This window comes from Polyangiaceae bacterium, from assembly GCA_016715885.1.
Classification (GTDB): domain Bacteria; phylum Myxococcota_A; class Polyangia; order Polyangiales; family Polyangiaceae; genus Polyangium.
In genome coordinates, this window is the sequence record JADJXL010000025.1 from 395,354 (window position 1) to 409,417 (window position 14,064).

A 14,064-nucleotide genomic window follows, 5' to 3' on the forward strand; every position below is an offset into this window, starting at 1 on the left:
GACGATGCGCGAGCAGCCGCGTAGGAAGCGGTGATCGTGATTGTCGTGCGCGCGGTCATCGAGCTCGATCGTTTATCCAGCGTTCCAGTTCCGAGCGCATCGACGACGTGAGGTCACCATGAACGAGCAGGATGTCGAGTTTTTGCAGCAGTTCTTCCGCCAAGTAGCGGCCGAACGTCCCCTCGACCCGGCATCCGACCGACGCTACGTTCCACTTTACGGCAAGGATGCTCATGGTCGCGCCATGCTCGCCGACGACGACGAAGATCCCATCGAGCGGTTCACACGTGGGATTCAATGGTCGTCCGGCGACAGCGTTCGGCTTTTGTGCGGCGCACGCGGCGTGGGAAAAAGTACGGAGCTCCGGCGGCTTCAAGACAAACTGCGCACGGCTGGTTATCACGTGCTGCTCATCGACATGGATGACTTCGTCAATATGACGACGCCAGTCGACATCAGCGACTTTCTCATCGTTATCGCTGGCAGCGTGGGCGAAGCTTTGTCGGCGCCCGAAATGCTGGGCAAGAACCCTATCAAAGAAGGCTACTGGGGCAGGTTTGTTCAATTCCTTCGTAAAACCAATGTAAGGCTCCCGAACGTCGACCTTGGCAAACTCTTGCCCACCGACGTCAAGATCGAGCTGAAAACCGATCCCTCATTTCGTCAAAACATTCAGCAACACCTCGCAGGGCATGTCGGCGCCCTCTATCGAGACGTTTGCACATTCTTCGGCGAGTGCGTCGCCGCGCTTCGCCGCGAGCACGGTGCTGCGGCCGAACTCGTCGTCCTCGTGGACTCGATCGACCATATTCGTGGTACGTCCCAGAATGCAGATGCCGTTCAGGCATCGGTGGAAACGTTGTTCGTGGGCCATCCGGGTAAACTGAAAATCCCGGGAGTGCATTTCGTGTATACCGTGCCGCCTTATCTCAAGGTGCGATCTCCCAAATTTGGTTCGCATTACGGCAAGGGAACCGTCGCCATGTTCCCTCTCGTGAAAGTCAGACACAAGGAAACGGGAGAGCCCCATGAAGACGGTATCCGTGCTCTCGCCCAAATTGTCCGCGCGCGCGGCAACGTCGATCGTCTTCTCGGCAAGGACCAAGGAGAGACGTTGCTTCGCGACGTGATTCTGGCCTCCGGTGGCCATGTGCGCGACCTCTTGCGTCTTTTTGCGGAAATTACGCTGCGCGCACACGCGGTCCCGGTCGAGCCCGAAGCCGTCCAAGGAGCAATCAATCAATTGCGCTGGGAGCTCGTTCCCATTTCGGACGAGAATGCACTATGGCTCGAGCGCATCGCCTTGACGCATGAAGCTTCGCTTGGTGACGATCACCTACTGCCCAAGCTCGCCCATTTTCTCGAAACCGGCCTCGTCCTTTGTTATCGCGATGGGTCAGAATGGTACGACGTCCACCCGCTCGTACGCGAAATTGTCATGGAACAAGCCGCGCGTATCAAACGCACCCGCGCCAATCCCGAGACACCTTCGTCATGACCCCCGAGCCCGATACCGCTCTCGACGACGCGTGGGCACGCCTCCAGCGCCTCGTCGATTGGACCACCGATTTCTATCTCGCTTTCATCTTTTCCTCATCCCCCGAAGCCGTCGGCATTCTTCGCGACCGTTCGCGCAGCGTCCTCGAAAAATCCGGCCGCCGCATGCGCGTTTTCCACCCGGAAAAACCCGCCGACGTGCTCGCCGTCGTCTCGGCCATCGCCCAGCCCGAATCCAAAAAATCGAATTGCTTTTGGCTCGATACCGTCGCCGTCGATGCGTCCGACCCGACGTACGAGCTTTGGCGTGAAGGCTACGACCAGCTCATTTTGCGCCTCAATGAAAGCCGCCAAGGCTTGCGCACGCATTTGGGCGGCGGCCTCGTGCTCGCGCTTCCGCATTGGTACAAATCGATCATTGCGCCTGCGGCCAGCGATTTATGGTCCATTCGCACGCTCACCATCGATTTGCCCGGCACGCCCGCAAAAGCGCCGCTTCCTTCGATCGACATCACCGATTTTGTAATGCCTCCCGTGCGCCTCGACGAAGGACCGACCCTGGATCCGGACATGTGCAAGGACCAAGCGCGAAGGCTTGCTCTGCGCGGTGAAGGTGCGCGACCGGCCATGATTGCGAATTTGTTGCGCGCGGCCGAAGGGTATCTCGACAGGGATCGCGCCCGAGAATCGCTTGGTTTGGCGGAGGAGGCCGAGGCATTGTTGCAAGGGGTCGCGCCCAATTTGCTCGGGCCCGATCATGCAATGGCGCTCGTCGCAATGGCCGCCGCGGAAGAAGCACTCGGCGATTTCAATGCGGCGACAATACACGTCACGCAGGCGATCGAATTGCGACAAGGCAACGTGGAGCGGGACATGCTTCACATGTATGGAATTGCCGAACGCATTGCATTGCGGCGCGAGGATGTGCGAGCTGCGCGGGAGGCTGCCGAAGGGGCGCTCGTCGTGGCGAAGGCGCGTCATGCGGAGAGTCCGCAGGACGTCGAGGCGAAGAATGATTTGCTTGCCATTTTGCAGCGCGTGGGCCCATTGCGTCGAGCGCTCGGGGATGCGCAGGGGGCGCGGCAAGCGGCCGACGAGGCGCTCGAATTGCGCGGCGGTGTCGAAGAAACGAGCATGACGCGGATTGAAGCGATTCGTCCGAGCGCGCAGTTGCCGCCGATTGTGGAGAGGTTGCCGGAGGGGGAAGAGGGGGAAAAGGAATTTGCGCAACCTGTGTGATGTTCTCTAGCGTGCCAAGCGCGGTAGGCCACGAAGGGTCCCCCTTCCCAAAACGATATCGCTATCGCCAATGGTTACCAGCCAATTTGGGGCCCTGCGCAATCGATCCCGACTATCGAGGACTGGGACTTTCGTGCACTGTGGTGCCCGCCAACCTACCGACGAAAGTTCACGGTCATCGCACGGACCAGCGCCCCGAGCGCTCGTAAAGCCGCCATCCGCAAGAACCAGAGGCAGTACACGTCCATTTTGATTTTCCCTCGCAACCTTAATGCTGACGAAATCGAATGGCTCCACGCCCAACCCAAATGGGAAGGCTATACGACCGTCGACGTCTGGGGCATGTCCCAATTAGAAAACCTCCTCCGCCCCGTCCCTGCCCTTTTTGCCCGCTATTACCCCGAGCTTGCCGCAGGCCATTTGCCCGGCTTCGTTCCTTTCGACTTCCGCACCTTTGCTCGCTCGTATTGCGCCGAAATCGTCCGCGACAAGCAATACGTCCACCTGCTCGGCTTTCCGCCCGACGCCCTGCGTGAAAAAGACGCCAAAGCCCACATTCGCCTCGCCGATCTCTTTGTTCCCACGGTTTTTCGCAAGCAACAGAATCGCGAAGAACGAACGGGACTGGCCGATTTATTGAACGCCGAACGCTCCGTCCTGGTCCTCGGCGATCCGGGCATGGGCAAAACCATGCTGCTGACGTTCTTGGCACTCCTGCATGCCGACGGTGTGGCAACGCTCGCCGAATACACCCCGCCGCCCAAACGTATTCCCCTCTTCGTTTCGCTGCGTGAATATGCCCTCGAGGACCAAGCGCACAACGTCTCGCTTTTGGAATACCTCGCCAAACGGTGCTCCCGCTTTTCCGAGCTGCGTCATGCGCATCCCGCTTTCTTCGAGGCATCCTTGCGTATGGGCGAAGCCATCGTGCTGCTGGATGGTCTCGACGAAGTGGGTTCGTCCGCGGCCCGTAAACGCATGGCCGATCGCGTGCGCGAATTGCGGCGCGAATATCCCGATTGCCCCGTCTGGGTCACGTCTCGCATTCACGGGTACACGCACGACATCGCATTGCCGCAGGACGAATTTCATCACGTGCTCATCGGCGCGCTCGACGACGCCCAAGTCGACGATTTTTTGACGCGCTGGTATCAAATTCAGCTCCCGGATGATCCGCAAAAGCAGGCCGAAAACAAAAATTCATTACGACAAGCCATTTTCCGGACGAAGCAAGTTCGAGCGCTCGCTTCCAATCCATTGCTGCTCACGCTGATGGCCTTCGTGCATCGCTTCTTGGGGCATTTGCCGCAAGACAGAGGCGAGCTTTACGAGCAATGCGTGAACATGCTCTTTCGCAGTTGGCTCGATGCGCGCGAGCGGCCCGAAAAGCATGCGTACGAGCATCTGGGACTGGCCACCGAATTGCCGCGCGGATATTTGGAGGCGCTTGCATTTCACGTGCAAGAGCACGGGTTGCTCGCAGATGACGAAGCGAGCGGCGCGCGGGGATTGTTCTCGAAAGACGATGCCCTCGCTTTTCTCACGACGCATCACTTGGAGACCGATCGGCGCGATCCTTCCATTTCGCCGCTCAAGGCGCGCGAGGAGATGCGCGAATTCGTCGATTATGCGTGTGATCGCGTGGGGCTCTTGGTCGATCGAGGTGGCGGGAAGTTATCGTTTTTGCACCTATCGTTTCAAGAATACTTGGCCGCTTCATTCGACACGGTCATGACGACCATTCGTGACCAAGAAGCGGTGTTCGTGAAGCATTTTCGCGATCCAACCTGGTCCGAAGTCTTCTTGCTGCGATTGTATTTGTTTGCGCGCAAACGCGACCGAGCTGGCCTCAACATGTTCGACGACCTCGTTCGAGCACTGCTGGACGAGCTAGAACGTTGCGACGACATCACGGGCTGGCTGCTCCTCGGGCGAGCGCTGCGCGATCGGCACGATATTCGTCAGAGCCAGCGTCGCGTCATTCTGGAGCGCCTCGTGCGCGCGTGGGCGACGAGCCCAGTGTTCGAGGGCGATGTTTACGTGGTGCTCGAAGACATCCGCGTGTTTGCGACGGACGTCGTGCAGGCTGAATTGCGGGCAGCGTGTGCGCAGGTGCAATCGAGCGGATTGCCTGCGGAAGCCGTGGCAGCGTTGCATTTGGAAGAAAAGCTATTTGGCGGGGTGGCGGGCTCGGCGAAGCGTTTCTTTGCCCGGGCGGATTTGCCGGCGTTGCTTCCGGACCTGGTCGTATTTTGGGACGTACCGGAGATTGCCACGCTCCTTGCGGAAAAATCGACGCCGGAGCATTGGGAAGCAGCGTTTGGGGCATTGAATGGAGAAGACGTTCATCGCTGCACGCTTGGCTGGGCAATAGGGGCCACCCAATGCCCCGTGAAATCAGATGCGACGATCGTAGCTGCGATCAGGTGGGTGCGACGAAAAATCAATGCGGAGGTCGAATCGCGGGAGGCGTTTGCCGCCCAATATCCGAATGCCGAATTTGCGCCAACGTTCGCTCAACCCGGAACGCTCGTGCTCGATGGAAAGTCTCATCAGATCGAGACACCGCTGGCGTTTGCAACGAGGAGTCTTCCACCAACGACTCCTTTACCTCATTGCGATGATGCACGTTTGGCGCAGGGGAACTTGGCAATTGAACGATTTTTCTCGGTACAATCACGCACTCCTTTTGCGGGACCGTTGACGACATTCTTGACGCGCTTCATTTCTGATAAGTTGCGCCAATCGCATTCCCACAATGCGACTCCCGGCGAACTGCCCGCACGCGTTGCCAACACGTTCGTGCAGGAGTTCGTTCGGGATTTTGGGCGCTATTTCGATTGCACCTTCGTTCGCGATTTCGTGCAGAATTTTGGCCGCGAGTACGGTCAGGGGTTGGCGGGCGATTTTGAAGGTCATTTTCGCGCTCGTTTCGCGCGCTCGTTCATTCGCATTTTCGTGCGTTCGTTCGTCGAACCGGTTGTTCGGAAGGCATTTGAACCCAACTTGATGACAGCAGATACACCTCAGTCTGCATTCGAGGACATACCGAATTTGGGCACGCGCCTCAAAATGCCTACAAATCGGTTCCGCTCCGAGCTTTCGGCTCCCCGGGCGCTTCCGGTGCTCCTGGCCGACATCGGATCGATTGCATCAATCGAATGGTTTTTGACTCTCGGCCGTCACCTGCATGCGTATTTCCCCGATGGCGTATTCCCGGACAACGCGTGGAAAATGTGGCTCGCGGCAAATCCGATGTGGGCCTTCTGGTCCGCCCTCGCATGGAACGAGCACGCCAAGCTCTTTCAGCAAAACCACGGTAAACTCGACGGCCCACTCGGCGCCCTCATGCTCGCCCACGCCGATTACGCCTCCCTCATGACCGGCCTCGATCTGGAAAATGCCGAGGATTATCCCATATGGAAATCCCTCGTCGAAGCCGCTGGCCCCGAGCAAATCGAAAAACTTCGCCGTTTCGTCAGCGCATCCGCCCCTGCGCAACCCCCCTCCCCTGCCCCCGTCCCCATTCCAAAACCCGCACCCGCGCCCGAACCAGCACCGCTTTTCACCTACCTCCATCTCTCCGATATGCATTTCGGTCTGCCCAAAGCCGGCGACAGGCACCATCAATCCACCGTGCTCGCCGCATTGCGCGACGAATTTTTGACGTGGTCCAGCAAATCCCTCCCACGCCCCGACGCCATTTTCATCACGGGCGACATTGCATGGGCCGGAAAAATCTCCGATTACGACGCCGCATCGAAATGGCTCGACGAAATACTCAAAATTCTCGGCCTCACGAGCGACCGCGTCTTCGTCGTCCCGGGCAACCATGACGCCGATCGATCGCTGACCAGCGATCGCATGTCGAAATTGCTGCTCGCCGCTCTCCGCGAAGGTACGGAAAACCTCGACGAGGTTCTCGAAGACGAAAACTCGCTCGACGTTCTGCTCCGCCGCAAAGACGCCTATCTACAATTTGCCAAACGTTTTGCTCCTGCATGCCATCACCCGGACATTGCTCCGCTCCAGCGACTCGCGTGGACACATCGCGAACAAGCCCGCGGAAACCTCGCCGTGCATATCGTCGGATTCGACACCGCGCTCCTGGCGGCCGGTAACGACGATGCAAAAAAACTGCGCCTCGGACAAGCCCAAAACGCATTACTCAACGATTGCGCACCCGAACGCGAATTCGTCGTCGTGCTCGGACATCACCCCTTCAATGGCGAATGGCTGCATCCCGACGAGGAACGTGACGCCGCAATGCTCGTGCGTCGCCGCGCGCACGTGTACCTGGCCGGGCACGTGCACGATCACGATAGCGCACAGGTCATCTCGGGCGGCGGAACCGAACTGCTACGCGTCGTCGCCGGCGCCATTTACGGCGGACGACAAAAGGACATTCCGCAAGGCCATAGCTACAGCGTGGGCGCCGTCATGCCCCCATTCGAAGGCAAGCCCGTGCGCCTGCGCATTCATCCGCGCAGGTTTTCGTTCAAGCAAGGCGACTTCCGCACGGATACCGACAACGTGCCCGATGGGAAACCATACGCCGATTTCGACTTGCACCGCTTGAAGCTTTAAATCGACCACGCGCGAGCCCTTCCACCCGGCCGAATTCCCATCGCTTGCGTGCCGCATCGCGTTTCGGCTCGTCGGCGCGCACATTGCACTACGACGTATCGCGCAGGTGTCGCGTCGCAACACGATTTGCACTCCGCCAGATCTCTCACCCCCGCTGTCGACAAGCTCGATGCCGCGCCACAAAGTGCTCGCAGACGCGTCGTCACGCCCTTCGCAAGTCATCGATAGGCTTCCCGTCGCCGCCGGAACGCCATGCATGGAGTGCCAAATCGCGGCACCGGACCGCCGGCAATCGATTGCGACGAACCCGCCTGCAGCCACACGTGCTCCGACATACATTTTTGGATTGAAGCAAGCCCTTTGAACGTGTGGATCCAACCGAACGTGGCGTCCCCTGCACGTGCGAGACGCGATTTCAACGCAGCATCTTTTCGCAAATGGCATGCAACTCGCGGATGACCTCCGGTACGAATTGGAGCGTGATCCGCTTTTTCTCGTCGCCCTCGACATAGCGGAACGTGAGCATCGCGACGGGTACGCCCAAATTCTCGCCGTCCTGCGACATGAGAATGCCGTCCAATCGCCAATCCACACCGGTCGCTAGCTTTCCGTGCGCTGCAAGCGCAGCCGAAACAAACTCCTGACGCAACATCGGCAAGGCTCGCTCGTACCAGCCAACCAGGTTGAGCTCGAACGGGGCGTCGTCGCCACACAAACTGCGCAGGTCGTCGCGAAAGTCATCCAATTTTAAATTTCGACGTGCCGCTTGCCGAATCAAATAACGACAGGCTTTGACGGGCGCCATGAGGTCCGTCGCGCGCAGCCTTCGCGCTTCACAAAACGCATTGACGGCGGCCGTTGCTTCTTCCGTGATTTGCGCTCCGAGGTTTGGACCGAGCACGTCCCATAACGATTCGCGTACCGGCGCTGGCAATGTGGCAAGCGCACGCAAGTCGCCAGCGAGCCCCGGAGGAGGCGCGGCGCCATCCAATGCCCGAAGTGCCGTCATGCGCACACCCCGAGCATTTGTCGCAGCTCAACGCACGCCAAAGCGATACTCGGATCCGTCAAGGGATCGCTCGTGCGATCGAAATGCGTTTCGACGTCCGGCGAAAGTCCCACCCCCTGAATGGCCTCGCCGCCAGGCAACGAACACATCGCCAAATCGACTTCGACAAACCCGTCATCGGTTGCCTTCACCCCGCGCAACATTCCTTTCCCAAACGTCCGCTGGCCAAGCAGCACGGCACGTCCATGCCATTGCAAACTCCCCGCAAACAATTCGGCAGCCGATGCGGTATTGGCATTGACGAGCAAGCACAATGCAATGGTTGTGTCACCATCGTGTCGAGCGCGTATATCGATTTCGTCTCCATCGGCGTCCGTACGGCGTCCGATGAGCTGACCTTGCGGCGAAAATTCCTCGGCCAGGCGCACAAAAGCATCGTATTCGCCGCCGGGATTGTCCCGCAAATCCAATACCAGTCCCCGCGCGCCGGCTCGCTGCAGCTTCCGCAACGCGCGACCTACCCGTGTGGGCATTGCTGCGCTGAATGCGGGAATGTCGACATAGCCAATGCATTCGTCGAGCATGATGGAAAACACGTGCTCGGGCGCTTCGGCAGAAAGGCTGGCGAACGATTCGATGTCCGTTGCGGAGAGAGGACGGGCTGCAATGGGATTGGGCTCGGCAGAAACGTCCGACGCACGGTATGTAAAAAAGACGTTCGTCAAGCTCGGCACGAGCACCGCACCGAGAAAGTTGTTCATGCCATTTCCCGCCGTCGGACAACAAAGATTGATACCAGGCAATAGATTGATGTGAACGACCGGATTGCCCGCCTTATAGGTTCCCGGGCCTTTGATGGTCGGATGTGCCACCCCACCTTCGTCACCCGTGGTCATGGGAATGATCGATGCCAAATTGAGCGCATTGACCATGGTCAGCCGCACGTTGGGTGAAAACGGCGTCGCCATTGCATTCATGCCCATGTTCGGATAAGGCAGCGGGGCGGTTGCCGGCCCGACGGGCGTATTGCATACGTCCGGAAAACCAAACATCATTCCAAGAGCTCGATTTGCAGCAATCAGCACGGCAATCCCTCCGCGATCATCCGAGATGAACTTGTTTGCCGTTGATGGCGACCGATTCTTCCGTCAATATCGTTGCGCTCTTCGATTTCTCGATGCTGGCGCCGTCGACGACCGTATGACGTTGTCCGGCGCGGACGCTCAGCATTTCGCGAACGCGTTGAAAAAGCGTATCGAATTTCTCGACCACGGCGCCCGCCAGAACGTGCAATCGGCTCGCCCGCATTTCCACCGACTCGCCTTCGACGACGACACCTTTGTCCGCCGCAAGGCGCAAGGATCCGCCCACTGCGTGTACATCGATATCGCCGGGCACCGCAATGGTCGTCCGCCCCGTGCCGTGCAGGACACCAATCGCGTAATGACCGTTTGGCCCGCCAATCACGAGCAGCACGTCATTTTCGACAGGCTGATACGGCACGGACAGCGCAAGACGCACGGCGACCTGTCGCCCCCCGTCGAGCTCCACTGTCACATCGGGACCCGATGCGTGGCGGACGGTTGCCGGGCCCAAATAGTCGACCACCGCGCCCGCCGCAAAGAGACCCAGTGGTCCCGAGCTGCGAGGTCGTTCATTTGCGGAAGAGGTCATGGCTACCATCGTCACATTCTCCTTGTCCTAACGCTCCGGCCGTACCCACGTTTCCGCTGCAAATCGCGCTTCGTCCGTTCGTTTGACGAAAAGCAAAATGGCTGCCGTATAATCAGCTCGTTCGTCGTCGAGCGCGTGCAAATTAGCGCGCGTGAGGTTTGCCCCTGAAAGATCCGCCCGCCGAAAGCGAGCGTGCGACAAATCTGCGTATTGCATGCGCGCATCGGCAAAACACGTCGCCATGGCTTTGGCCTCGACCCAAAGGCTCTCGCGCAAGTCCGCGCCGCGAAAATTGGCTTCGGATGCGTCGGCTGCCGTAAAGGTCGCGTACCGCAATCGAGCTCCGTCGAGTCGTGCCCGCCGGAGAATCGCCGCGCCAAAAAAAGCACCTTTCGCTACGACTCCAGAAAATTGCGTGCCCTCGAGGTTGGTCTCCATGAAGTTCGCATACGAGAGCGTGCATTCTCGAAAATCCGCGGCGCGCAAATCTGCCTTCGAAAAATCGCTGGACGTGAAATCACACCCCCGCAAATCCATGCCCTGCATCTTCGCTTCTGTAAAACAACAATTCCCCATCGACATACCACGAAAACGCAAGTGTGTCAGATCAATGCCCGAAAAATCGACGCTATGAAACGTCGTCCGCTCCAGAATCACGCCCTCCAGCGCCGCTTTGGTCATGCTCACTTGCTTGAACAGCGCCCGCGTGAGGTTCGCACCTTTCAAGTTGGCTTGATCGAAATTGCAAACTTCGAAACACGAACCCGAAAGGTTTGCCCCCTCGAGGTCTGCTTCCGAAAAAATCACGACCTTGAGGTCCTTGTCGCGTAGGTCGACACCTCGCAACGTGGCCCCAATGAAAATGCACCCTTGCAAATCGGCGCCTTCGAAGTCTGCATCCGTCAAGTCACAATTCATCAGATTCGCATTTCGCAGCGTAGCATTGCGCAGCCGCGCGCCCCGCAGCTTCGTTCCACGCAGCGATATGCCTTCGAGCTGCGCGTTTTCCAAATTCACACCCGACAAATCATGCCCTTCCAGCTCCGCCGCTTTTAGATCCGATCCTTCGAGATCGAGATTGGAAAGGAGCGCTTCGTCGAAGAGCGTAAAACGCATGATTTTGGGTAGCCGCGCACGCCGGAGGTCCGCTCGCATGAAAGTCACGTGCTCCAGATTCGCGCCTTCGAAGTCGACATGATCGAGCTTGGCCTCGACAAACGCCGTTTGCAAAATTCGACATTCGCGAAGGCTCGTGCGAGACAACTCCGCACGCGTAAACGCACACTGCTCAATCGATGCGCCATCGAGCCACGCGTCGCGCATGCGTGCCAGGTCGAAACGCGTTTCGACGAGCTTGGCCCGATGCAGCCGTGCGCCGTCCAAGAACGCAAGTTGCAATGCGGCTTTGGTCAAATCCGCAGCCGCGAGATGCGCTCCCTCGAGAATCGCTTGGCGCAAGTTTGCATTGCAAAGCCGAGCTTCAGCGAGGTCGGCACCACGCAAATCAGCGCCCACGAGCACAGCGTCGGACAAGTCCGCGCCGCGCAACTTGGCTCCGGCTAGGTTTTTACCGGAAAGGTTCATCCCGACAAGCGATTGACCATGAAGATCCCGCCCCTCGCGGACGAGACGTTCGAGCTCGAGCGGCGTCATCGGGCCTCCTGAAAGAGCGCTCGCGTGAGGTTGGCGCCATCGAATCGCGTCCCATTCCCTTTCGCGCCCAAAAGCTTGGCTTCGTACATGTTGGCACGAGTGAAATCGGCGCGATCAAGCTTCGTTTCGCACAAGTCGACGCCGAATAGGTTGCTTTGCACGAAGGAAGCGTCCTCCAGAATGGCCTTGTAAAAACGGCTGTCACGCACATCGGCCCCGCGGAAGATGGCACCTTTGGCCGATATGCCATCGAATTGCGACGACCGCAAAAAGCACCGACCAAAGTTGGCGCTGGCAAGCTTGGCGCGCATCCAAATCGTCCGTTTGCCCTGGGCCTCGCGTAGCCTGGCCCCTTCCAAGTCCGCGTCCATGAAGCTCGAATGGTCGAGCGTCGTGCTCTCGAAAATGGTCCCGCGTCCGTTTGTTTCCAAAAACTTGCACCGGGTCAAGAAACCGCGCGAAAAATCCGCATTGGATACATCGGCCTGGGAGAATTCGGATTGGTCGAAGCGCACGCCCGATGCGCGAACGAATTGCATCTTGGCTTCTGTGAAGCTCGCGAACGTGCCAATGGCGCCTTCGAGGCGCGCACGAGACAGGTTTGCCTGGTGAAAGTAGGCATCGTCCAATTTGGCGCCGCGCAGGTCCGCATCTTCCGCGACGCAATTGGCAGCATTGCACAAAGATAGATCAGCGTCGCGCAAATCGGCCCCCGAAAGATCGGCCTTGAACAGCATGGCCTCCCCGCAAGCTCGCGCCCGTGAGCAATACGCCGCGCAGATTGGTCCCGATGAGCACGGCGCCTTCAAGCTTTGCGCCGCGCAAATCGATGCCTCGCAGATCCCGGCCGGAAAGGTCCTGCCCCGATAGATCCGCGCCCGGCCCTGGCAATGCATCCGTAGGCTCGCGCAATGTCGGATCGAGCGCTTGCAATTGCGGATCGTAAAGCTTTTGCTCGGCCGCTTGCACCTCCGGGGGAAGCGGTTTGCCCGCGTTCGCCGCTTGCTTTTTCGCCTCGGCAAGACGAGCGATCAGCTCTTTCCATTGCTCACGCAAATAAATGCGCGCCGTCCCTCCAGCGGCCGGCGGAATGGCCGGCGGCGGCGCCTCCGGCGCAGTATTCATGGAACTGACGATCTCGCGCAGCTTTCCGTAAACGTCCGCCTTCGGTCCGGCGGCTTCTGCGGCGGCGGCAATGGTCGCGCGCAATTGCGCTTGCTCCCCTTTGGCAACATTTCCAAGCTTTTTTTGGAGCAAAGCCGAAACCGGATCGAGCTCCTTTTCGTCGGTCGCATTGCCTCCTTGTTCGGCTTTCTCCAGCGCGCTTCGTAGCTCCTCCGGCAAAGCCTCGTTGATACCTATGGGATCCGCAGCGAATTGCTCCAGCATATCGAGGTAATGGGCGGCGTTTCTGGGCTTCTCGGCGACCGGTTCGGACACGACGAGCACGAAAGCCACGTCGGATAAGTCATGTTCGCGCACGGCATCGAGCCCGCGCCAGGTCAACGTGAGTTGCTTTTTGTCGGTATTGGCCAGGAGCGTATCGAGGCGCATGGGAATTTCACGCGATCGGCCTTCTCGATCCTTCACGAATACGCGCGGCCTCAAGCCCGGCAACCACGTTTGCACGCGCGAATCTTCGGGCAAAAGGTTATGAAACACCACTGACTCGTCCCCACGCAAATATCCTGAAAGTTGTTGATCGGCGGGGGCAGCGTGACAATATCGCCAATCGAAATCCTCGGCATAATAGGGTGCACGATTTTTTCGGTAATCGGCATCGTACTTCGTACCCATTTTGGACGCCCGCACAGGCCAAGCGGGCGAAATCGGCGCAAAGCTCGCGGGGATCGGCCGATCGTCCGGGTTGAGCATCAAACTGCGCGGGTGCTCGACGTTCGGCAAGACGCGCCGGTCGAGACCTTTGCCGACGGGGTTGTCGGGAAAATCGGCGCCGCCGAACGTATGCGCATAATCGAGCGGCATGGATGTAAAGGCTTCGGGCTCGGAAATACGATCATCGGTGAAAAAGCGATTGCCCGACACGCGTAGCGTTTTCGACCATGCTCCGACTTCGAACCGCACCAAACTTTCGACGATGCGTTTTCCTTTCGTGGAATGACAAGACCCCGTCAACATGACTTCGGCATTGAGTTTGAAATCGGCAAAATCACTGGGATACTGGCATTCCCCGGAGCGCTCCTCGTCATCGTCGCGAAAAACATCAGCAGTGAGCGCTCCTTGGGCAATTTCCGGAATGCCTTCCAGCGGGGCGGCGACAGAGCCGGGCACGATGGTGAAGGTCCCGCGAGCGACCGCGGTCATTTCCGGTCGCGGAGGCCGCGTCGATGTCACGGTTGCGCCAAAGAGCAGTGACGATTGATTCTTGATGCGCATGGCTCGAC

Annotated in this window: 11 protein-coding genes; 4 read left to right on the top strand and 7 right to left on the bottom strand. The window is 58.9% G+C overall.

What is annotated here, in order from left to right:
- Positions 1-55: 55 nt before the first annotated feature.
- Positions 56-235 carry a hypothetical protein gene (locus IPM54_36635; GenBank protein ID MBK9265299.1) on the bottom strand — a complete coding sequence of 60 codons (180 nt, stop codon included), beginning with the start codon at positions 233-235 and terminating at the stop codon, positions 56-58.
- 9 nt (positions 236-244) lie between these two features.
- Between IPM54_36635 and IPM54_36640 the strand changes: the two genes are divergently transcribed.
- From IPM54_36640 to IPM54_36655, 4 genes are all read left to right on the top strand, one after another.
- Positions 245-1,498 carry a hypothetical protein gene (locus IPM54_36640; GenBank protein MBK9265300.1) on the top strand — a complete coding sequence of 418 codons (1,254 nt, stop codon included), beginning with the start codon at positions 245-247 and terminating at the stop codon, positions 1,496-1,498.
- The gene (locus IPM54_36645; protein ID MBK9265301.1) at positions 1,495-2,736 is read left to right on the top strand and encodes a hypothetical protein; all 1,242 of its coding nucleotides are present in this window, start codon (positions 1,495-1,497) and stop codon (positions 2,734-2,736) included. Before IPM54_36640 ends, IPM54_36645 begins: the two co-directional genes overlap by 4 nt.
- 342 nt (positions 2,737-3,078) lie before the next feature.
- Entirely contained in the window at positions 3,079-7,323 is a 4,245-nt protein-coding gene (locus IPM54_36650) for a metallophosphoesterase (GenBank protein MBK9265302.1), read from the top strand.
- A 169-nt stretch (positions 7,324-7,492) separates the two neighbouring features.
- Positions 7,493-7,687: a hypothetical protein gene (locus IPM54_36655; protein ID MBK9265303.1), complete on the top strand. Its 195-nt coding sequence runs from the start codon at positions 7,493-7,495 to the stop codon at positions 7,685-7,687.
- Positions 7,688-7,738: 51 nt separating this feature from the next.
- On the opposite strand, the gene IPM54_36660 is transcribed toward IPM54_36655, so the two are convergent.
- The 6 genes from IPM54_36660 to IPM54_36685 are packed head-to-tail and all read right to left on the bottom strand — an operon-like array spanning position 7,739 to position 14,056.
- A complete protein-coding gene (locus IPM54_36660; GenBank protein MBK9265304.1) occupies positions 7,739-8,332 on the bottom strand; it encodes a hypothetical protein in 594 nt (197 codons plus the stop codon).
- Positions 8,329-9,417: a DUF4150 domain-containing protein gene (locus IPM54_36665; GenBank protein MBK9265305.1), complete on the bottom strand. Its 1,089-nt coding sequence runs from the start codon at positions 9,415-9,417 to the stop codon at positions 8,329-8,331. The genes IPM54_36660 and IPM54_36665 overlap by 4 nt, the downstream gene beginning before the upstream one ends.
- Positions 9,418-9,433: 16 nt before the next feature.
- A complete protein-coding gene (locus IPM54_36670; protein ID MBK9265306.1) occupies positions 9,434-10,006 on the bottom strand; it encodes a DUF3540 domain-containing protein in 573 nt (190 codons plus the stop codon).
- Between the two features lie 27 nt (positions 10,007-10,033).
- The gene (locus tag IPM54_36675) at positions 10,034-11,659 is read right to left on the bottom strand and encodes a pentapeptide repeat-containing protein (protein ID MBK9265307.1); all 1,626 of its coding nucleotides are present in this window, start codon (positions 11,657-11,659) and stop codon (positions 10,034-10,036) included.
- On the bottom strand, positions 11,656-12,396 hold the full coding sequence (locus IPM54_36680; protein ID MBK9265308.1) for a pentapeptide repeat-containing protein: 741 nt from the start codon (positions 12,394-12,396) through the stop codon (positions 11,656-11,658). The genes IPM54_36675 and IPM54_36680 overlap by 4 nt, the downstream gene beginning before the upstream one ends.
- Positions 12,350-14,056: a DUF2169 domain-containing protein gene (locus tag IPM54_36685; GenBank protein ID MBK9265309.1), complete on the bottom strand. Its 1,707-nt coding sequence runs from the start codon at positions 14,054-14,056 to the stop codon at positions 12,350-12,352. Before IPM54_36685 ends, IPM54_36680 begins: the two co-directional genes overlap by 47 nt.
- Positions 14,057-14,064: the final 8 nt, after the last annotated feature.